The following is a 19,645-nucleotide window of genomic DNA, read 5'->3' on the forward strand; positions in this document are numbered from 1 at the left end:
GTCCCGAGTCCCGAGTCCCGAGTCCCGAGTCCCGAGTCCCGAGTCCCGAGTCCCGAGTCCCGAGTCCCGAGTCCCGCCACGCCCTTGAAACCCACCCCCGCCAGCGCCATCCAGCATGCATCCCTTTCGATGCCAGGAGTCCAGCGCCATGTTGGGAATCGGTGCCTTCAAGCAACGCCTGCCGCGCCCCGGCGAGAGCCTGCCCGGCCGCGAGCAGCCGCTGCCGCTGCACAACCGCCACTTCGTCAACGGCCGTCCGTTGCGCGATGCCTTCGCCGGGCTGGAGCAGGTGCAGTTCGGCCTGGGCTGCTTCTGGGGCGCCGAGCGCAAGTTCTGGTCGCTGCCGGGCGTGTTCACCACCGCGGTGGGCTACAGCGGCGGGCAGACCCCGAACGCCACCTACCAGGAGGTGTGTTCCGGCCAGACCGGCCACACCGAGGCGGTGCTGGTGGTCTACGACCCGCATGCGGTGACGTTCGAGCAGCTGCTGCAGACCTTCTGGGAAAGCCATGATCCGACCCAGGGCATGCGCCAGGGCAACGACACCGGCACCCAGTACCGCTCGGCGATCTACTGCAGCAGCCAGGCGCAGTACGACGCCGCGATCGCCAGCCGCGACGCCTACCAGCAGCGCCTGAACGCCGCCGGCTACGGCCCGATCACCACCGAGATCGCGTATCCGGCGCCCACGTTCTACTACGCCGAGGACGACCACCAGCAATACCTGGCGAAGAACCCCGGCGGCTACTGCGGCCTCGGCGGCACCGGGGTCAGCTGCCCGCTGGGGCTGGAGGCCTGACCGGGCGCGGCCGCGAGCGCGCCGAGCTCGCGGCCGCGCGGAGCGGTCGAGCCGGATTTCGTTGCCTGGCCGCGCGCTGCGCCGTCGCGGCGACGACCGGGGCATCGGTGGTGGAGTAGCGGCGGCTGTGGCGGCACCATCCGCGGGCAGGTGGCCATGCGCGTCGTCGCCGCGCCCGCGTGGATCGGAGCACCGCCTGCCCTCCGACATCGACGCCGTACAGCGCCTCGGCCAGCGCCAGCGCCGTCCCGGTCTTGCCGAGGCGGAGGTGCCGGCGAGCATGGGCACGCCGATCGGCTTGTGCGGGTTGTCCGGTCCGGCGCTGGGGTCTGGATGCGCTTGGCGAGCATCTCCATGGCGTGGGGTGGTGGAAAGCAAGGCATCCCCGCGGCGACCGGTGGTGCCGGCTCAGTCTGCTGTGCCTGCGTGCGCGGCCGCAGCAGGGCGTGGCAGGCGCACCGGCCTGTCCGTCACGCGCTGGCGGCGCAATGGTGTCTGCGCGGCGGCGCGCGCCGCGCCGCGGCTCATGCGAACTCGGCGGCGAACGTCTGCCGCATCTGCGCGATCTGCTCCTCGCGTTCCGGATGCAGCAGGCGCAGGCACTCGACCGCGAAGCCCACCGGGCTGGTACCGGGCGCGGTGACCAGCTGCCCGGCGCTGACCACGGGCGTTTCCTGGTAGTGCGCGGTGCCGGCGTAGACGCCCACGTGCTCGCGCAGGAACGCTTCGGAATTGCTGGTGTGCGGGCGGGTGTCGAGCAGCCCGGCGTAGGCCAGCGCCAGCGTCGCGCCGCAGATCGCGGCGACCGGACGCGCGGCGGCGATGCGTTGCTGCAGCAGCGCGCTCAGCCCGGGGATCTCGCCGGCCTGCCAGCGGTCGCTGCCCGGCAGCAGCCACAGGTCCGCGTCCAGGGGCGCAAGATCGGACAGCGCGTACTGCGGTTGCAGCGTCAGTCCGCCGATCGAACCGACCGGCTTGCCGTCGATGCTGGCCACGAGGATCTCGTCGCCGAACCACGCGCGCGCCGCCGGCAGGATCGTGCCGATCTCCCAGTCCGCCACGCCGTCGACCATCACCACCGCGATCTTGCTCATTGCTGCGCCTCTTGTTCGAAGGTGCGCAGCATAGTCGCGGGGAAGTTGCGCCGGCGCAAAGGCCGAGGCGGCGCGGCACGCGCAGCGCAACCGGCGGTGGTCGACGCGCGGCGGCGGCCGAGGTCCGGCCGATGGCGAGGGGCAAAAAAAAGGAGCGGCGTCGCCGCCGCTCCCGCGTGCCGCTTGCGCGAGGCTTACTGCGCCGCCGCCAGCTTCTGCCGGATGCTGTCGCGCAGCGCCTGCAGGTCCTTGGCGAAGGTGTCGATGCCGCTGGCCAGCTTCTCGGTCGCCATCGGGTCCTGCGCCAGGTCCGCGGCGAACCGCGCCGCGTCGATCGGCGCGTCGGTCGATGCCGCCGCGGCCGCGGCCGGGCTCAGCTTGCGCGGCAGTTCGCCGTGGTCGGCGTCGAGCTTCTCCAGCAGGTCCGGCGAGATGGTCAGGCGGTCGCAGCCGGCCAGTGCCTCGATCTGCGCGGTGGAACGGAACGAGGCACCCATCACCACCGTCGCCGCGCCGCGGCGCTTGAAGGTGTCGTAGACGCCGCGCACGAACACCACGCCCGGGTCCTCGTCGATGCTCGCCGGGGTCTGCCCCTGCGCCACGTACCAGTCGAGGATGCGGCCGACGAAGGGCGAGATCAGGAACGCCCCGGCCTCGGCGCAGGCCAGCGCCTGGGTCGGGTTGAAGATCAGGGTCAGGTTGCAGTCGATGCCGTCGCGCTGCAGCTGGCGCGCGGCCTCGATGCCTTCCCAGGTCGCGGCGACCTTGATCAGCACCTTGTCGCGGCCGATGCCGGCCGCGTCGTACATGGCGATGAACTTGTGCGCCTTGGCCACGGTGGCGGCGGTGTCGTGCGCCAGATCGGCGTCGACCTCGGTGGACACGCGGCCCGGGATCAGCGCGCTGAGCCGGCTGCCGACGCCGACGGTGAGGCGGTCGGCGATCTCGTCGACCAGCGCGTCGCGGTCGCCGCCCTGGCTGCGTGCCCAGGCCAGCGCATCGTCGATCAGGTCGGCGTAGACCGGCAGGTCCAGCGCCTTCTTCACCAGGGTGGGGTTGGTGGTGCAGTCGACCGGGCGCAGCCGCTTGATCGCATCGTAGTCGCCGGTATCGGCGACCACCACGGACAGCTCGCGCAACTGGGCCAGTTTGGAGGGAGCGGAAGACGTCATCGGTATCTCTCGGAGCGAATGAAGTGGAGGATAAACCCGTGCACGTTAACGCTCAGCGGCGCAGGTCGCCAGCGGCCTCGGGCTGGTAGTGCAGCGCGGTCACGCGCAGGCGCAACGCGCGTCCGCCGGGCGCCTGCCAGTCGATCGACTGGCCCACGGCCAGGCCGAGCAACGCGCTGCCGACCGGCGCCAGCACCGAGACGCGGCCGCGTTCCACGTCCGCCTCGTGCGGATAGACCAGGGTCAGCTGGTGGCATTCGCCGTTGAGTTCGTCTTCGCATTCCACCCGCGAATGCATGGTGACGATGCCGTCGGGGATCTGTTCGGGCGGCAGCACGGTGGCGCGGCTCAGTTCCGCGCCCAGCGCGACCGCGGCCGGGTGCCGGCTCAGCGCCGGGGATTCGAGCAAGGCTTCCAGGCGGGCCAGGTCGCGGCTGGAGACGATGATGGAAGGGGGCAGGCCGCTTTGCGGTTGCGAGGACATGGCAGACTCCTAGGGTCATGAAAAAGGCGGCGCTTCGAAGCGCCGCCCGGTGGCGCTGGCTGCAACGCGCGGCGGCCGCACGGCCGCCGGCACGCTCAGACAGCGGAAGGCTGGGGCAGGGGTTGCGCGGGCAGCAGCCGCTGCAGCAGCGCCAACAGCAACGGGCCGTCGAACAGCGCGGTGTAGCTGACGCCGACCTTGCTGCCGCCGCGCAGCTGGAACTGCAGGCGCGAGGTCCACGCCGACACGTCCATGCCGACGATGTCGTCGATGCGGATGTCGTTGCCGGCGAAGGCGATGCGCTCACGGCTGACCTGCACGGTCTCGGTGGGGCCGCGGGTGAAGCCCTTCATGTTGACCGAGAACTCGCGGCGTATCGCCGCGGCGGTGGTGACCATGCGGAAGTTCGCGCTCTGCCCGGCATCGATCTGCGCCAGCAGCACCGGCACGCGCGCCTGCAGGTAGCCGTGCATGAAGCGGTCGAGGAACTTGTAGTAGCCGCCGAGGTGGCCGTTGGCGCTGTGCCACTGCGCCTGGCCGTCGCGGCGCCAGCCCAGGTTGACCGAGATGCCGCTGCGATAGAACTGGCAGGTCTCGACGATATCGCGGTACAGGAAGGTGCCGTCGCCGCGTTCGGGCAGGCGGCGCACGCCCAGCTCGCCCTGTTCCCAGCCGCCGCGGCGGATCGCCCAGCCCAGCACGGCGACCAGCGCGCCGACCAGCACCAGGCCGAGCATGGTCCATTGCAGCGTCTGCGCCGCTTCCGGTGCGACCCGGTCGCGCACCACGAACAGCAGCACGCCGCAGGCCAGCAGGGCCACGCCGAACAGCATCACCACGATCGACAGCGTCGCGTTGTTGCGATGGCGGCCGAGCACGCTTCCGATGGAGGTCATCCGCATTCCTTTACCAGGTGGGCGCTGGATTGTCGCACCGTTCGCCGCGGCCACGTGTATCGGCGTGGTCCCGCCGCAATGCGCACGCCGCTCAGGCGGTGGCCACGCTCGGCGGCGGCGCGCTGCGCGCGGCGAGGGCGATCGGCGCGGCCTTGGCCGACAGCAGCGCCTCGGGCAGCGCCTTGAACAGCTTGGCCAGCTGTTCGAGAAAATCGCTCATCGCCGAGCTGCGCCGCCACAGCATGGCGATGCGCCGGCTGGGTCCGCTGGCGTCGTCGAAACGCAGCAGGTGGATGTTGGACGGGCTGGCCACCGGCGGCTGCACCGCCAGCAGCGGCAGCAGGGTCACGCCGACGTTGGCCGCCACCATCTGCCGCAGCGTCTCCAGGCTGGTGGCCTGGAATTCGGCCTTCTCCAGCGCGCCGGACAGATGGCATACGTCCAATGCCTGCTCGCGCAGGCAATGGCCGTCCTCGAGCAACAGCAGGCGTTGCTCGCGCAATTCGCTCAGGCTCAGCGAATCGCGCCTGGCCAGCGGATGGTTCTGCGGCACCGCCAGCACGAACGGCTCCTCGAACAGGAACTCGCTGTGCAGCTGGTCGTCGTGCAGCGGCAGCGCCAGCAGCGCGGCATCGAGCCGGCCGTCGCGCAGGCGCTCGAGCAGCACGTCGCTCTTCTCCTCGATCAGCAGCAGTTCCAGCTGCGGGAAACGCTCGCGGATGCTCGGGATCACATGCGGCAGCAGGTACGGCCCCAGCGTGGGGAAGATGCCCAGGCGCACGGTGCCGGCTTCCGGATCCTGGCTGCGCCGCGCGGCCTCCTTCATCTGCTCCACCTCGGCGACGATGCCGCGCGCGCGGCTGGCCGCCTCGCGCCCGGCCGGGGTCAGCATCACCTTGCGCGGCGCGCGTTCGACCAGCGGCACGCCCAGTTCGTCCTCGAGCTTCTTGATCTGCGTCGACAGCGTCGGCTGGCTGACGAAGCAGGCCGCCGCGGCGCGACCGAAATGCTTGTGATCGGCCAGCGCCACCAGGTATTTCAGGTCACGCAGGTTCATCCGGAGCGTCCTCGTCGGTGCGATCGGTGCGGCACCGTGGTGCCGCCGGCCTGGAAAAGCAGCTTACTCCGCGCCGGCGGCGCCGGCGCGCAGCGGCGGCCCGGTGGTTCAGGCCGCTTCGGCCACCGCGCCGCTGCCGACCGGCGCGCTGCTGCGGATCAGGTGGTCGAACGCGCTCAGCGCCGCCTTGGAGCCTTCGCCCATCGCGATGACGATCTGCTTGTACGGCACCGTGGTCGCGTCGCCGGCGGCGAACACGCCGGGCAGCGAGGTCTGGCCGCGGTCGTCGACGATGATCTCGCCGCGCGGCGACAGCGCCACCGTGTCCTTCAGCCATTCGGTGTTCGGCAGCAGGCCGATCTGCACGAAGATGCCTTCCAGCCCCAGGCGGTGGGTGTCGCCGCCGACGCGGTCGCGGTACACCAGCCCGGTGACCTTGTGCCCGTCGCCGAGGACCTCGGTGCTCTGCGCGTTGACGATGATGTCCACGTTGCCCAGGCTGCGCAGCTTGCGCTGCAGCACCTCGTCGGCGCGCAGCTTGCCGTCGAACTCGATCAGGGTGACATGGCTGACGATGCCGGCCAGATCGATCGCCGCCTCGACGCCCGAGTTGCCACCGCCGATCACCGCCACGCGCTTGCCCTTGAACAGCGGGCCGTCGCAGTGCGGGCAGTAGGCCACGCCCTTGTTGCGGTACTGGTCCTCGCCGGGCACGTTCATCTGCCGCCAGCGCGCGCCGGTGGACAGGATCACCGTCCTGGACTTCAGCGACGCGCCATTGGCCAGCCGGATCTCGACCAGGCCGTCGGCGCCGGCCGGGACCAGTTGCTCGGCACGCTGCAGGTTCATGATGTCCACGTCGTACTGGCGCACGTGCTGCTCCAGCGCCGCGGCCATCTTCGGGCCTTCGGTCTCCTGCACCGAGATGAAGTTCTCGATCGCCATCGTGTCCAGCACCTGGCCGCCGAAGCGCTCGGCGGCCACGCCGGTGCGAATGCCCTTGCGCGCGGCGTAGATCGCCGCCGCCGCGCCGGCCGGGCCGCCGCCGACCACCAGCACGTCGAACGGCGCCTTGGCCGAGAGGTTGGCCGCGTCGCGCTTGGCCGCGCCGGTGTCGAGCTTGGCGACGATCTGCTCCAGGGTCATGCGGCCCTGGTCGAACAGTTCGCCGTTCAGGTACACGGTGGGCACCGACATGATCTGTCGCGCTTCCACTTCTTGCTGGAACAGCGCGCCGTCGATCGCCACGTGCTTGATGTTCGGGTTCAGCACCGCGGCCAGGTTCAGCGCCTGCACCACGTCCGGGCAGTTCTGGCACGACAGCGAGAAATAGGTTTCGAACACGTATTCGCCCGGCAGGTTGCGCACCTGCTCGATGATTTCGGCGGTGGCCTTGGACGGATGCCCGCCGACCTGCAGCAGCGCCAGCACCAGCGACGTGAACTCATGGCCCAGCGGCAGGCCGGCGAAACGCAGGTGGATGTCCTGGCCGGGGCTGCTCAGCGCGAACGACGGGGTGCGCTCGCCGCTGTCGCGGTGCACGTCCAGGCTGATCTGGTCCGACAGCAGCACTAGGTCCTCGAGCAGGTCCAGCATCTCGCGCGACTTGGCGCCGTCGTCGACCGACGCGGTGATGTGGATGGGGCGGACGACCCGCTCCAGGTAGGACTTCAACTGGGTTTTCAGATCGGCATCCAACATGGTGGACTCCTGGCAATGGGCAAAGGAAGGGCGGGCTTCGCTGCCGCAAGGGCAGGCCGCCGCAGGAAATTGGGGAGGAGGGGTGAACCGCAGCCGGCGCGGCGGAACAGGCGGGCGTGGCGGGCGTGCCGCGACGCGGGCTGCGGTTCACCCCCACCCCCGCCGCAACGGCGGAGATGGGAGCGGGGCGCGGCTTAGATCTTGCCGACCAGGTCCAGCGACGGCTTGAGGGTCTTTTCGCCTTCCTTCCACTTGGCCGGGCACACTTCGCCCGGATGCGCGGCGACGAACTGCGCCGCCTTGAGCTTGCGCAGCGTCTCGGTGACGTCGCGGGCGATCGCGTTGTCGTGGATTTCCAGGGTCTTGACCACGCCTTCCGGGTTGATGATGAAGGTGCCGCGCAGGGCCAGGCCTTCCTCGTCGATATGCACGCCGAACGCGCGGGTCAGCTGGTGGGTCGGGTCGCCGACCAGCGGGAACTTGGCCTTGCCGACCGCCGGCGAGGTCTCGTGCCACACCTTGTGCGAGAAATGGGTGTCGGTGGTGACGATGTAGACCTCGGCGCCGATCTTCTGGAACTCGGCGTAGTTGTCGGCGGCGTCCTCGACTTCGGTGGGGCAGTTGAAGGTGAACGCGGCGGGCATGAAGATCAGCACCGACCACTTGCCCTTCAGGCTGGCGTCGGTGACTTCGACGAATTCGCCGTTGTGGTAGGCGGTGGCCTTGAACGGCTGGACCTGGGTGTTGATCAAAGACATGTAGTTTCCTCTTGGGGTTGCGAAGGGGACGGGGGATGGAACGAGGGTCATGGTAAAAGCCAGCAATAGATTTCTCAAATCGATTGATGGAATTGGATAGATAGGCTCTGACTATCGATATTCAAGCCTGGCTCTTTGGTGCGCTGCGGCGACCGCCGAAGGCGCTCCAGCCGGCGCCCGTTCTACCACGTTGGCTTTTACCCATGTCTGCGTCATCGTGACGCGGATGAACGAGACCCCCGAGACCTTGCTGCGCGCGGCCTGCACGCGGATCGAGCGCGGCGACGCCGAGCCGCTGCTGCTGCATGCGCTGCAGCGCGACCGCGCCTGGCTGTTCGCGCACGCGCGCGATCCGCTGCCGGCGCACACGGTGCAGCGCTTCGAGGCGCTGCTGGCGCGCCGCGTGCAGGGCGAGCCGGTCGCCTACCTGACCGGCCGGCGCGGCTTCTGGACGCTAGACCTGGCGGTGAGCCCGGCCACGCTGATCCCGCGCGCCGATACCGAGCGGCTGGTGGAACTGGCGCTGGAACGGCTGGACGCGCGGCCCGGGCGCCGGGTGGCCGACCTGGGCACCGGCAGCGGCGCGATCGCGCTGGCGATCGCCAGCGAGCGCCCGCAGGCGCAGGTGCTGGCCACCGACCTGAGCGAGGCGGCGCTGGCGGTGGCGCGGGCCAATGCGCTGGCGCACCGCCTGGACAACGTCCAGTTCCGCCTCGGCAGCTGGTTTTCGCCACTGGCCGGGCAACGCTTCGACCTGATCGCCAGCAACCCGCCGTACATCGCCGCGCGCGACCCGCATCTGGCGCAGGGCGACCTGCGCTACGAGCCGGCCACGGCGCTGGCGTCCGGGGTCGACGGCCTGGACGCCATCCGCGCCATCGCCGCCGCCGCGCCGGCGCACCTGCTGGCCGGCGGTTGGTTGCTGCTCGAGCACGGCTGGGACCAGGGCGCCGCGGTGCGCGCGCTGCTGGCCGCGGCCGGGTTCGACGCGGTGGCGACGCACCAGGATCTGGAGGCGCGGGACCGGGTCACGCTGGGACGCTGGCTGACCGGCTGACGCGGTTGCGCACCGTTCGAGTCGCCGCGGGGGTGGAAGAAGGATCTTGGATTGCTTGGATGGAATGCCGCAGGGCTCCAGCCCGACGCTTGCGAAGGCCGCAGGTCCATCGCTTCGCTCGCCACGATCCACGACCGCAATCGACCGGCCGCCGACGCGTCGCGGCGTGGACGAAGCCGTGCCTGTCGCGCGCGGGATCGGCCGCCACGGCGCAGCGCGCGTGCGGCGTGCGGCAGCAGGGCATCGGCAGCGCGCCATCCCGGTTAAAATCGCGGTTTCTCCGCAGGAATCGCCATGCGCACTCTGTATCCCGAGATCCAGCCGTTCGACAGCGGCACGCTGCAGGTGGACGCGCGCCACACGCTGTACTACGAACAGTGCGGCAATCCGCAGGGCAAGCCGGTGGTGCTGCTGCACGGCGGTCCCGGCGGCGGCGTCAGCGCCAAGATGCGCCGCTTCCACGACCCGGCCAAGTACCGCATCGTGCTGTTCGACCAGCGCGGTGCCGGCCGCTCCACGCCGCACGCGGACCTGGTCGACAACACCACCTGGGACCTGGTCGCCGACATCGAGAAGCTGCGCGAGAAGCTCGGCATCGGGCGTTGGCAGGTGTTCGGCGGCAGCTGGGGCTCGACCCTGGCGCTGGCCTATGCGCAGACCCACCCGCAGCACGTCACCGAACTGGTGCTGCGCGGCATCTTCATGCTGCGCCGCTGGGAGCTGGAGTGGTTTTACCAGGAAGGCGCCAGCCGCCTGTTCCCGGACGCGTGGGAGCACTACGTCGCGGCGATCCCGCCGGTGGAGCGCGCCGACCTGATCTCCGCGTTCCACCGCCGCCTGACCGGCGACGACGAGGCCGCGCGGCTGGCCGCGGCGCGTGCCTGGAGCGTGTGGGAAGCGGCCACCAGCTTCCTGCACGTGGACGCGGATTTCGTCAGCGGCCACGAGGACCCGCAGTTCGCGCTGGCGTTCGCGCGCATCGAGAACCACTACTTCGTCAACGGCGGCTTCTTCGAGGTGGAAGACCAGCTGCTGCGCGATGCGCCGCGGATCGCCGACATCCCCGGGGTGATCGTGCAAGGCCGCTACGACGTGGTGTGCCCGCTGCAGAGCGCATGGGAACTGCACAAGGCGTGGCCGAAGGCGGCGCTGGAAATCACGCCCGCGTCCGGGCATTCGGCGTTCGAGCCGGAGAACGTGGACGCGCTGGTCCGCGCCACCGATGGCTTCGCCTAGCGGTTCAAGCGGTGCGGCCGGATCGCGCCGCTTGCGGCCGCGCGGCGACCCGCAGCGTGGCCGGGTCGGCGGGCCCGGCCAGGTAGCGGCAGGCACCCGCCGCGTGGACGAGCCGGCGCGGCGGCGGCGGGCAATCCCGGCCTCGCCGCGAATGCCGGCCGTCGCCGTGCCGCACCGGCCACGCCGCGGACCGGCACGCGCCGTTCCGCGATCGCCGCAGGCGCCGCCTAGGCCGGCAACGGCAGCGGCGCCGCGGCCGCTGCCGGGCGCGCGGTCAGCGCCGCCTGGTCGGTCTGTTCGGTCCACACCACGAACGATTCCAGCGTGTTGTAGCCGAAGGTGTTGCTGATCGCGACGTCGGCCGCGTCGCGCCCGCGCGCCATCAGCACCCGGCCGATGCGCGGCAGGTTGTGGCGGGCGTCGAAGGTGTACCACTGGCCGTCCAGGAAGGCCTCGAACCAGCCGGAGAAGTCCATCGGCGCCGCCGACGCGGGCACGCCGATGTCGCCCAGGTAGCCGGTGCAGTAGCGCGCGGGGATGTTCATGCAGCGGCACAGCGCGATCGCCGAATGGGCGAAGTCGCGGCACACCCCGCGCCCTTCCTGCAACGCCTGCGCCGCGCTCTTGGTCGGCCGCGCATGTTCGTAGCCGAACTCGATCTGCGCGTGCACGTAGTCGCAGATCGCCTGCACCCGCGCCCAGCCGGTGGGCGCGCTGCCGAACAGGTCCCAGGCCATGCCGGTGAGCAGGTCGGTTTCGCAGTAGCGGCTGCCGAGCAGGTAGACCAGCGCCTCGTCGGGCAGGGCCTCGACCGGCACCTGCGCGGCGTCGTACTTGAACTGGTCGGGCAGGCCGCTGTCGCGCACCACCGCGTCGGCGCGGAAGGTGAGCGCGCCGGCCGGCGCCATCAGCCGCGTGCAGATGTTGCCGAAGCCGTCGCGGTAGCTGCGCAGCGGCACCGCCGGTTCGGTGCGCAGCGGTTCGGCGACGACCACGTCGGTGCGGCGGCTGTCGTGCAGGTCGAGCATGGCCAGCACCGGCGTCGGCTGCAGGAAGCGGTATCGAATCTCGTAGCCCAAACGGATCAGCATGAGGGGTGTCCGGTGCGGGGAAGGGCCGTGCCGTCCCCGGGCGGGAACGGCGTGTGCACCGAGAGTGCGCAGCGTTCGCTCAGCCTGGTGTGAAGGCAGCTTGCAACCGATTCAGCATGATGAGCAAGTGCGCCGCCCATTGCCGCTGCCCGGCGGCGTCGGCGATCAGGTCCTGGCGGATCTCCAGTTCCACGTGCGGCAGCCCGCGCGCTTCGCCGTGGACCGGGATCGCGTAGTCGGTGGCGTCGCTGACCGAATACGGCTGGTTGTCGCCGATCACCAGGCCCGGCAGGGCGCGCAGTTCGGCCAGCAGCGCATGGGCCAGGCGTGGATCGCGCTGGTACAGCACGCCGGCGTGCCACGGCCGGGCCACGCCGGCCATCGCCGGGGTGAAGCTGTGCAGCGCGATCAGGATCGTCGGCTGCCCGGCGGCCGCGCGGCGGTCCAGTTCGGCGGCGATGCGCGCGTGGTAGGGGGTGAAGATCTCGCGCGCGCGCGCATCGCGCGCCTGCGCGTCCAGCGCCTGGTTGCCCGGCACCACGGTGCCGTCGCTGGCCGCGACGATCGAGCCGGGCGCCGACAGCGGACGGTTGCAGTCGATCACCAGCCGCGAATAGGTCTGGGTGATCGCGAACGCGTCCAGCGCCTGCGCGAGCTCGCGGGTGACGCCGTCGATGCCGATGTCCCAGCCGATATGCCGGTCCAGTTCGTGCTGCGGCAGGCCCAGCCCGCGCAGCGCCTTGGGCACGCGTTGCCCGGCGTGGTCGGCGATCAGCAGGTACGGCGAGCGGCCCTGCGGCCGGTGCACGGTGTAGGCAGGCGGGTCGTCCGCGCCGAGCAGCGTGCCGTGCGCGTCCGGCGCCGTGCGCGCCTCAGCCACGCGCGGTGCCATCCAGCTGGTGCTCGATCATCCACAGCCCGGCCCACAGCTTGGCGTCCAGCTCGTAGCCTTCGCCCATCTTCTGCACCAGCCAGGCGGCCGCGCGCGCGCGCGGGATCGCGTGCACGATGATGTCCTCGCTGGCGTCGCCGCCGCCGCCGCTGACTTGGCGCAGCCCGGTGGCGCGGACGAAGGCGACCTTCTCGTTGCTGGCGCCCGAGGAGGTCGGACCGATCATCAGCACCTCGGCATGGTCGGCGGTCCAGCCGGTCTCCTCTTCCAGCTCGCGGATCGCCGAGGCCTCGATCGATTCGCCGGCGTCGATGTCGCCGACCAGCCCGGCCGGCATCTCGATCGTGCGCGCCTGCAGCGGCACGCGGAACTGCTCCACGAACAGCACGTCGTCGTCCGGGGTCACCGCGACGATGATCGCGGCCAGGCCGCCGGCATGCACACGCTCGGAATATTCCCAGGTGCCGCGCACCACCATGCGCTGGTACTTGCCTTCGTAGACGATGCGGGGCGGAGAGTCGTGGCGATTCATGGGCGGCATTCGCTCTGCTGATGAAGAAGGAGTCGGCGCGCGCATCGCGCGCGCCGGATGGCGGAAGTGTAGGGCCATCGGCGTCGCGGCGATGCCACGGCGCATCGCCGTGCGCTGCGCGCGCCACGCTGCCGGCAGGCGCCGCGGGGGCGGGATCGAACGGTCGCGGCCGCGCGGCCGGCACCGCGCCATCGCCCTGGACCGCGTCCACTCTTCGCTGTCGCTTGGCCCCGTACCACGCGCCACGGCGGCGCGGCCCCGGGAACGGATGGCAGGCTCAGTCGCCGGCCGTTCCAAGCCCCGCCGCCTGCAGCAGCCGGCGCCGGGTCAGCGGGCCGAAGCGCAGCGCCTCGCACAGGCCGCCGAGCATGTCCGCATCGGCGCTGCCGCGGGCGAAGCCGGCCGGCGCCGAATGCAGCGGCGCGTCCAGCGCGATGGTGGTCAGCTGCCGCCACAGCAGCGCGTGTTCGCGCTGTTCGCGCAGCCGCAGCGCCATCTGCGCGGCGCCGCGCAGGCGCAGGAACGCCACTTCGTCGATCCGTGCCAGCAAGGTGTCCAGGTCGCCGAAGTGCGCCAGCAGGATCGCCGCCGACTTGGCGCCGATGCCGGTGACCCCGGGGATGTTGTCGATCGCATCGCCGGTCAGCGCCAGGTAGTCGGCGATCTGGTGCGCGTGCACGCCGTGCCGGGCCTTCACCCCGGCCGCGCCCCAGCGCTGGCCGCGCGCGTAGTCCCACTGTTCGTCGAACTCCAGCAGCAACTGCGACAGGTCCTTGTCGGCAGACACGATCACGCCGTGGAAACCGTCGCCGCGCGCGCTGTGCAGCGCGCTGCCGATCAGGTCGTCCGCCTCGTAGTCGTGGTGCACCAGCACGCCCAGGCCCAGCGCCGCGCACAGCGCCTTGCAGTGCGCGAACTGGCGCCGCAGCGCGTCCGGGGCCGGCGCGCGGTTGGCCTTGTAGGCGGCATACAGGCGGTTGCGGAAGCAGCTGTCCAGCGCCTCGTCGAAGGCGATGACGATGTGCTGCGGGCGCTCGCGTTCGAGCAGGTCGAGCAGGAAGCGCGCGAAGCCGTGCACCGCGTTGGTCGGCCAGCCCTGCGCGTCCTGGAACTCGTCGGGAATCGAATGCCAGGCGCGGAACACGTACAGGCTGGCGTCGACCAGGTACAGCGGCCGCCGCAGCGGCGCAGCGGTCGCGCCGGATCCCGGCAGCGTCGGCGGCACCGCGTTCACGGCGTCCAGTCGCTCAGCAGCTGCCGCGGGTCCGGGCGCTCGCGTTCCGGCGCCTGCAATTTCGGCGTGCCGATATGGATGAAGCCGGCGATGCGCTCGTTCGCCTCCAGCCCCAGGTGCGCGGCGACCGCATCGTCGTAGGCCATCCACGCGGTCAGCCACTGCGCGCCGAAGCCATGCGCCTGCGCGGCCTGCAGCAGCGCGAAGCAGACGCTGCCCGCGCTCAGCCACTGCTCGATCTGCGGCACCTTCGCATCGGCCTGCAGGCGCGCGATCACGGTGACGATCAGTGGCGCATGGGCGAAGCGTTCGCGGTCCTTTTCCACCGCCGCCGCCGGCGCCGCCGGATCGCGCTGCCGCGTGCGCTGGGCCAGGAAATCGCCGAGCGCGTGCCGCGCCGCACCGGCGATGCGCAGGAAACGGAACGGCACCAGCTTGCCGTGGTCGGGCACCCGCACCGCCGACGCCAGCATCGCCAGCAGGGTCTCGTCGTCGGGCCCCGGCGCGCTCAACTGCTTGGACGGCACCGAGCGGCGTTCATCCAGCGCTTGCAGCGAGTAAAGTGTGCGCATAGTCTCGAATCGGCTGGGTAAACGCGGGATTATAGTCGCGCCTCGCGGTGCGTCCTCCTGCCCGCCGGCGCGGATGCGCGCAGCGGCGGCTTGGGTCGCGATCGCCCTGCCGCGGCGCGGATCGGATCAAGTTTCAGTTGGGATCTGCCGCTAGCTTCTGAATTGACGTACGTCTCACCTGGGCTCGCGTATCACACTGCCATGACGAAAGCTGAATACGCCGAAGAGTTGCTGCCAAGCCGCAATTCGGACCTGCTCGAGCAGGTCCGTGACGTGGTGCTGGTGCCGCTCGCCGACGCCTTCGGCGAGGTGCTCGACGTGTTGGCCGACGCGCTGTTCCGCATGGCCGAGCGCGCCGGTCCTGCGCAGAACGACTATTTCGAGGCCATCCACCTGCTGCGGCAGCAGCGCGAGCCGGTCGCGGCGCGGTTCCGCGCGCATCTGGCGCAGGCCTGGCAGGCGCTGGAGGCGGGCAAGCCGCTGTCGGTGGAGCGCGCCCTGGTGCGCGAGCGCGGCAACCTCAGCCTGGTGTCGGAACAGGAGCTGGACGTGCGCCTGGCGGTGCGCAACCTGGCCGGCGCGATCCAGCACCGCTGGCGTCCGGAACTGATGCGGCTGAACCGCTTCCTCGGCTTCATCGCCGGCGGCCAGCGCGTGGACGGCGACAACAACCCGTTCGGTCCCGAGCACGTCGGCGCGGCGGTGTATGCGGCGCTGAACGGGCTGGTGCTGGCGCCGCAGGTGCAACTGGCGATCGTCAAGATCTGCGAGCAGGAGCTGCAGGAGCGCGTCGGCGAACTGTATGCGCGGCTGGAGCAGCGCCTGGACGAGGTCGCGCGCGCGCGCGAACTGCCGCTCGGCCGCGCGCGCCGCCGCCGCATCCCGCGCGATGCCGCGGCCGACGACGGTGCCGAGGCCGCGCCGGACTGGATCAGCCGCTTCTTCGAGAGCTGGGCGGCCACGCCGCCGTCGCCGGTGCAGCGGCGCGTGGCGCTGGATGCGCATGCGCGCGACGAACGCGAAGTGCTGCCGCCGGCGTTGCGCGAGCTGCTGCACGAGGCGCGACCGCCGCTGGACGCCGACGACTCCCGGCGCCGGCTGTCGCCGCGCGAACTGCTGTCGGTGCTGTCGCTGCTGCAGACCGGACCGCTGGCCGGCTACGCCGCCGTGCTCGAGGGCGGCGGCTCGCTGCCGCAAGGGCTGCAGCGGCAGGTCGTGGCGGTCGGCGCGTCGCTGGGACTGGAACCGGCCGCCACCTGCCTGGACCCGGCCGACGCGGACACGCTGGACCTGGTCGGCCTGCTGTTCGAGGTGATGCTCGGCGAGTGCGTGCTGCAGCCGGCGCAGCGCGAACTGCTCGGGCAGATGCTGGTGCCGCTGGCCAAGGTCGCGCTGATCGACGGCCGCCTGTTCGTGCGCGACGGCCATCCGGCGCGGCGCCTGCTGAACCTGCTGGCCGACGCCTGCGACGGCAACGGCGGCGAAACCGCGGCCGAACAGGCGCTGCTGGCGCAGGCGCAGGCGGTGGTGGAACGGGTGGTGCGCGACTTCGACGAACACCTGGCGGTGTTCCTGACCCTGGAAGCGGACTTCGGCAACGCCTACGACCAGTACCGGCGCCGCGTGGAGATCGCCGAGCGGCGCGCGGCCGAACTGCAGCGCGCCGAGGAGCGCCGCGAGAAGGCGCGGGCGATCGCGGCCCGCGCGCTGCAGCAGCGGCTGGCCGGCGAACCGCTGCCGCCGCCCATCGACGCCTTCCTGCGCCAAGCCTGGTGCCACTTCCTGCAGCAATCGGCGCTGCGCGACGACGGCGAGGGGCCGGCGCTGCAGGCGGCGCTGGCGCTGGGCGATGCAGTGCTGGCGCAGTGCGCGCTGGCGCGCGCGGCCGCGCCGCCGGCCGAGGGCTGGCTGCAGCCGCAGCGCGCCGGACTGCTGCGCCTGTGGGCCAGCGTGGGGCTCGACGCGGCGGCGGCCGAGGCGGCCTGGCAGGGCCTGTGCGACGCGCTGGAGGACCTGGCCAACGCGCGGCCGGCGGCACCGCTGCCGCTGGCGCCGGCATTGCCGCCGGCGTTGGCCGAAGCGCCCGCCGCCGAACCGGTGCCGGCGCTGCCCGAGCCGGCGCAGGCGTCCGACTTCGACCACATCACCGCCGACTACTTCCGCACGCTGCCGCTGGGCACCTGGCTGGACTTCGTCGACCGCGAAGGGCGGGCGCAGCCGGGCAAGCTGTCGTGGGTCAGCCCGATCTCGGCGCGGCTGATGTTCGTCAACCGCCGCGGCGGGCGCCTGTGCGTGGCGTCGCCGGAGGCGCTGGCGATGATGGTGCGGCTGGAGCGCCTGCGCCTGCACCGCGACGACGATGCGTTCTACAGCGCGATGCAGGGCGTGGTCGACCGGCTCGACGGAGCGGCGGTGGCGGCATGAACGCCGGCGCCGGCACGCAGCCCCCGGTCTGGCCGGAACGGCCGGGATGGCCCGGTTGCGGCGTTCGACATACGCTCGTCAGGTCGGGAGCGTAAAATGCCCAGCGCATCACAGTTGTCGTTCAGGTGCCTTGCCTACCATGCGGGAGCGGAAACAGGGGCCGCTTCCGTTCGACCTCCACCCACTTTCTTCCTGGCGCCTGGCAAGGCGCGGAGCCTTTGCGCATGACGCCCAGCCCCAGTTCGCCGTACGCACATTCCGCGCGCGACCCGCGTCTTCTGGCGCAGGCGCGTGACGGCATGCTGCCGGTGCTGGGGCAGGCCTTCGCCGCGGCGTTGGCGCATTTCGACGACGTGCTGTTCGACCGCGCGGAAACCGCAGGCGCCTCGCAGCTGCTGTTCCTGGACGGCATGCGCGAACTGCGCCGGCGCCGCGACGAGATCGCCGCGCGTTTCCGCGCGCAGCTGGACCTGGCCTGGCAGTCGCTCGAAGCCGGCGCGCCGTTGTCGGCCGAAGCCGCGCTGTCCGGCCATTCCGAACATGGCCAGGGGTTGAGCCTGGTGCCCGAGCACGAACTGGAATCGCGCCTGGCCGTGCGCAACCTGGCCAGCGTGCTGCTGCGCGAATGGAAGCCGGTGCTCGGACGCATCGACCGCCGCCTGGGCTGGATCGCCGGCGGCCTGGAACTGGATGCCGACAGCAACCCGGTCGGTCCCGAACACATCGGCGTGGCGGTGCACGAAGCCTTCGCCACCAGCGACCTGGCGCCGGAAGTGCGCCTGGTGCTGATCAAGCTGTGCGAGCGCGATCTCACCGCCGGCATCGGCAAGCTGTACCAGGCGCTCGACGAGAACCTGGCCAAGGCCGGAGTGATGCCGGAGATTTCGCAGCCGCGGCGACCGCCGCCGCCGCCGCGGCGCGCGCCCGGCGCCGAGGAACGCCAGGCGCGCGCCGAGCACGCCGGCGCTGGCGCCGCCGGCGAGCACGGCTTCGGCGAGGACGGCGACTACGACGAGCAGCACGCGCCGGCCTGGGCCAGCCGCTTCGTCAACCGCTGGAACGAAAGCCGCGGCCGCCTGCAGGCCGCCGAAGGCTATGCCGAGGCCGGCGCCAACCTGCCCGGCGGCAGCCAGGGCGTGCTGCTCGAAGCGCTGCACGAACTGCTGCAGCAGACCCGCAGCGTGCGCGAGAACGCCACCTCCGCGGCCACCGCCGCGGTCGGCCAGCAGCGCCCGCTGAGCCAGCGCGAGATGATGTCGGTGCTGTCGCTGCTGCAGGCCACGCCGAGCGCGACGCTGCGCGCGGCGATCGGCGACGACGGCGAATCGCTGGCGCAGCGGCTCAAGAGCGAGGTGCTGTCCAACGCCACCCAGCTCGGCGTGGACCCGGCCAGCGCGCGGCTGGACCCGGTGGACGAGGACGCGATCGACCTGGTCGGCATGCTGTTCGACGTGATGCTCGACGAGCGCGACCTGGAAGGCCGCTCGCGCGAGCTGATCGGCCGCCTGGTGGTGCCGTTCGTCAAGGTCGCGCTGCTGGACCGGCGCATGTTCGTGCAGAAGACCCATCCGGCGCGCCGGCTGCTCAACTCGCTGGCTGAGGCCTGCGAGGGCAATACCGGCGAAAGCCCGGCCGAGCGCGTGCTGATGGGCAAGGTCGAGGAGATCATCGAGCGGCTGGTCGCCGAGTTCAACGAGAACCTGGCGATCTTCCTGACCCTGGAAGAGGAATTCCGCGATTTCCTGGCCCAGCACCGGCGCCGGATCGAGATCGCCGAGCGCCGCGCCGCCGAGACCCAGCGCGGCCAGGAGAAACTCGAGCTGGCGCGGCAGCGCGGCAGCGCCGAACTGGACGCGCGCCTGGACGGCGTGCAACTGCCGCAGGCGCTGGAGGATTTCCTGCGCCAGCCGTGGCTGCACTACCTGACCATGGCGCTGCTGCGCGAGGGCGAGGACGGTGCCGGCGTGCGCGAAGCGCTGGCGCTGGCCGACGGCCTGCTCGAGGAAGCGGCCGAGGCGCGCCGACACATCGTCGGCAAGCCGTGGCTGCAGGCGTGGCAGGCGCCGCTGCACAAGGTGCTGGCCAGCGTCGGCCTGCATGCCGATGCGGCCAATGCGGCGATCAACGCGCTGCACGACACGCTGCAGGCGGTCGCCGAGCTGCGCCCGGAGCTGGAGCGGCCGCTGCCGGAGCTGCCGCAAGTGGCGCTGCCGCAGCCGCCGGTGCAGGAAGCGCAGCCGGTGGAGGTCACCGCCGCGGAGACGGTCGAGGACTACGACAATGCCGACGCCGACCGTTTCCGCTCGATGCCGATCGGCACCTGGCTGGACTTCATCGACCGCGACGGCAAGGTGCAGACCGGCAAGCTGTCGTGGGTGAGCCCGATCTCGGCGCGGTTGCTGTTCGTGAACCGGCGCGGCGTGCGCTTCTGCGTGGCCTCGCCCGAGGAACTGGCGGTGATGGTGCGGCTGGGGCGGCTGCGCAGCCACGTCAACGACGGCGCCTTCGACAGCGCGATGCAGGGCGTGATCGACCGCCTGGACCCGCACAACGCCACCTTGCACTGAGCCGGCGCCCGCCGCGGCGCTGCCATCGCGGCGCGGACCCTGTAGCATCGGCGCCGACTTAGGCGGGCAACGCACGGGG

At 71.5% G+C, this 19,645-nt stretch carries 17 protein-coding genes; 5 read left to right on the forward strand and 12 right to left on the reverse strand.

Translation table 11 applies throughout. The features are described from left to right. Positions 1 to 148: 148 nt before the first annotated feature. Positions 149 to 799 carry a peptide-methionine (S)-S-oxide reductase MsrA gene (gene msrA, locus JR065_RS13490; protein WP_206234776.1) on the forward strand — a complete coding sequence of 217 codons (651 nt, stop codon included), beginning with the start codon at positions 149 to 151 and terminating at the stop codon, positions 797 to 799. A 524-nt stretch (positions 800 to 1,323) separates the two neighbouring features. Here msrA and JR065_RS13495 read toward each other — a convergent pair. From JR065_RS13495 to ahpC, 7 genes are all read right to left on the reverse strand, one after another. Then, the gene (locus JR065_RS13495; protein ID WP_206234778.1) at positions 1,324 to 1,893 is read right to left on the reverse strand and encodes a type 1 glutamine amidotransferase family protein; all 570 of its coding nucleotides are present in this window, start codon (positions 1,891 to 1,893) and stop codon (positions 1,324 to 1,326) included. Positions 1,894 to 2,087: 194 nt separating this feature from the next. Beyond that, entirely contained in the window at positions 2,088 to 3,065 is a 978-nt protein-coding gene (locus JR065_RS13500; RefSeq protein WP_206234779.1) for a transaldolase, read from the reverse strand. Between the two features lie 52 nt (positions 3,066 to 3,117). Further along, complete coding sequence (gene rnk / locus JR065_RS13505; RefSeq protein ID WP_206234780.1) at positions 3,118 to 3,549, reverse strand: nucleoside diphosphate kinase regulator; 432 nt, start codon at positions 3,547 to 3,549, stop codon at positions 3,118 to 3,120. A 95-nt stretch (positions 3,550 to 3,644) separates the two neighbouring features. Beyond that, positions 3,645 to 4,445 (reverse strand): hypothetical protein, encoded by an 801-nt coding sequence (locus JR065_RS13510; protein WP_206234781.1) that lies wholly within the window; start codon positions 4,443 to 4,445, stop codon positions 3,645 to 3,647. A gap of 91 nt (positions 4,446 to 4,536) precedes the next feature. Then, a complete protein-coding gene (locus JR065_RS13515) occupies positions 4,537 to 5,502 on the reverse strand; it encodes a LysR substrate-binding domain-containing protein (RefSeq protein ID WP_206234782.1) in 966 nt (321 codons plus the stop codon). Between the two features lie 108 nt (positions 5,503 to 5,610). Further along, positions 5,611 to 7,203 carry an alkyl hydroperoxide reductase subunit F gene (gene ahpF / locus JR065_RS13520; RefSeq protein WP_206234784.1) on the reverse strand — a complete coding sequence of 531 codons (1,593 nt, stop codon included), beginning with the start codon at positions 7,201 to 7,203 and terminating at the stop codon, positions 5,611 to 5,613. Positions 7,204 to 7,397: 194 nt separating this feature from the next. Beyond that, complete coding sequence (ahpC, locus tag JR065_RS13525) at positions 7,398 to 7,961, reverse strand: alkyl hydroperoxide reductase subunit C (protein ID WP_206234785.1); 564 nt, start codon at positions 7,959 to 7,961, stop codon at positions 7,398 to 7,400. A 226-nt stretch (positions 7,962 to 8,187) separates the two neighbouring features. On the opposite strand from ahpC, the gene prmC reads away from it, so the two are divergent. Continuing rightward, positions 8,188 to 9,018: a peptide chain release factor N(5)-glutamine methyltransferase gene (gene prmC, locus JR065_RS13530; RefSeq protein WP_206234786.1), complete on the forward strand. Its 831-nt coding sequence runs from the start codon at positions 8,188 to 8,190 to the stop codon at positions 9,016 to 9,018. 294 nt (positions 9,019 to 9,312) lie between these two features. After that, positions 9,313 to 10,254, forward strand: coding sequence for a prolyl aminopeptidase (pip, locus tag JR065_RS13535; RefSeq protein ID WP_206234787.1), 942 nt, complete (start codon positions 9,313 to 9,315; stop codon positions 10,252 to 10,254). 227 nt (positions 10,255 to 10,481) lie between these two features. Here pip and JR065_RS13540 read toward each other — a convergent pair whose 3' ends face one another. The 5 genes from JR065_RS13540 to JR065_RS13560 all read right to left on the reverse strand — a co-directional run bounded on the left by JR065_RS13540 (position 10,482) and on the right by JR065_RS13560 (position 14,575). Further along, the gene (locus JR065_RS13540) at positions 10,482 to 11,345 is read right to left on the reverse strand and encodes a transglutaminase domain-containing protein (protein WP_206234789.1); all 864 of its coding nucleotides are present in this window, start codon (positions 11,343 to 11,345) and stop codon (positions 10,482 to 10,484) included. Between the two features lie 79 nt (positions 11,346 to 11,424). Continuing rightward, complete coding sequence (locus JR065_RS13545) at positions 11,425 to 12,237, reverse strand: N-formylglutamate amidohydrolase (RefSeq protein ID WP_206234790.1); 813 nt, start codon at positions 12,235 to 12,237, stop codon at positions 11,425 to 11,427. Continuing rightward, positions 12,218 to 12,769, reverse strand: coding sequence for an NUDIX hydrolase (locus JR065_RS13550; RefSeq protein ID WP_206234791.1), 552 nt, complete (start codon positions 12,767 to 12,769; stop codon positions 12,218 to 12,220). The genes JR065_RS13545 and JR065_RS13550 overlap by 20 nt, the downstream gene beginning before the upstream one ends. Before the next feature lie 277 nt (positions 12,770 to 13,046). Then, the gene (locus JR065_RS13555) at positions 13,047 to 13,982 is read right to left on the reverse strand and encodes a 5'-3' exonuclease H3TH domain-containing protein (RefSeq protein ID WP_241093621.1); all 936 of its coding nucleotides are present in this window, start codon (positions 13,980 to 13,982) and stop codon (positions 13,047 to 13,049) included. A gap of 17 nt (positions 13,983 to 13,999) precedes the next feature. Further along, a complete protein-coding gene (locus JR065_RS13560) occupies positions 14,000 to 14,575 on the reverse strand; it encodes a nitroreductase family protein (RefSeq protein WP_206234792.1) in 576 nt (191 codons plus the stop codon). Positions 14,576 to 14,776: 201 nt separating this feature from the next. Between JR065_RS13560 and JR065_RS13565 the strand changes: the two genes are divergently transcribed. Next, positions 14,777 to 16,999, forward strand: coding sequence for a DUF1631 family protein (locus JR065_RS13565; RefSeq protein WP_206234793.1), 2,223 nt, complete (start codon positions 14,777 to 14,779; stop codon positions 16,997 to 16,999). A gap of 224 nt (positions 17,000 to 17,223) precedes the next feature. Further along, the gene (locus JR065_RS13570) at positions 17,224 to 19,566 is read left to right on the forward strand and encodes a DUF1631 domain-containing protein (protein ID WP_206234795.1); all 2,343 of its coding nucleotides are present in this window, start codon (positions 17,224 to 17,226) and stop codon (positions 19,564 to 19,566) included. Positions 19,567 to 19,645: the final 79 nt, after the last annotated feature.

This window comes from Xanthomonas sp., from assembly GCF_017163755.1.
Taxonomy (GTDB): Bacteria; Pseudomonadota; Gammaproteobacteria; order Xanthomonadales; family Xanthomonadaceae; genus Xanthomonas_A.

Coding starts and splice junctions, on each gene's coding strand:
- JR065_RS13565 (WP_206234793.1), top strand. CDS start 14,777: ATGACGAAAGCTGAATACGCCGAAGAGTTGCTGCCAAGCCGCAATTCG.
- JR065_RS13570 (WP_206234795.1), top strand. CDS start 17,224: ATGACGCCCAGCCCCAGTTCGCCGTACGCACATTCCGCGCGCGACCCG.
- rnk (WP_206234780.1), bottom strand. CDS start 3,549: ATGTCCTCGCAACCGCAAAGCGGCCTGCCCCCTTCCATCATCGTCTCC.
- JR065_RS13495 (WP_206234778.1), bottom strand. CDS start 1,893: ATGAGCAAGATCGCGGTGGTGATGGTCGACGGCGTGGCGGACTGGGAG.
- msrA (WP_206234776.1), top strand. CDS start 149: ATGTTGGGAATCGGTGCCTTCAAGCAACGCCTGCCGCGCCCCGGCGAG.
- JR065_RS13515 (WP_206234782.1), bottom strand. CDS start 5,502: ATGAACCTGCGTGACCTGAAATACCTGGTGGCGCTGGCCGATCACAAG.
- JR065_RS13560 (WP_206234792.1), bottom strand. CDS start 14,575: ATGCGCACACTTTACTCGCTGCAAGCGCTGGATGAACGCCGCTCGGTG.
- JR065_RS13550 (WP_206234791.1), bottom strand. CDS start 12,769: ATGAATCGCCACGACTCTCCGCCCCGCATCGTCTACGAAGGCAAGTAC.
- JR065_RS13545 (WP_206234790.1), bottom strand. CDS start 12,237: ATGGCACCGCGCGTGGCTGAGGCGCGCACGGCGCCGGACGCGCACGGC.
- JR065_RS13540 (WP_206234789.1), bottom strand. CDS start 11,345: ATGCTGATCCGTTTGGGCTACGAGATTCGATACCGCTTCCTGCAGCCG.
- pip (WP_206234787.1), top strand. CDS start 9,313: ATGCGCACTCTGTATCCCGAGATCCAGCCGTTCGACAGCGGCACGCTG.
- prmC (WP_206234786.1), top strand. CDS start 8,188: ATGAACGAGACCCCCGAGACCTTGCTGCGCGCGGCCTGCACGCGGATC.
- ahpC (WP_206234785.1), bottom strand. CDS start 7,961: ATGTCTTTGATCAACACCCAGGTCCAGCCGTTCAAGGCCACCGCCTAC.
- ahpF (WP_206234784.1), bottom strand. CDS start 7,203: ATGTTGGATGCCGATCTGAAAACCCAGTTGAAGTCCTACCTGGAGCGG.
- JR065_RS13510 (WP_206234781.1), bottom strand. CDS start 4,445: ATGACCTCCATCGGAAGCGTGCTCGGCCGCCATCGCAACAACGCGACG.
- JR065_RS13500 (WP_206234779.1), bottom strand. CDS start 3,065: ATGACGTCTTCCGCTCCCTCCAAACTGGCCCAGTTGCGCGAGCTGTCC.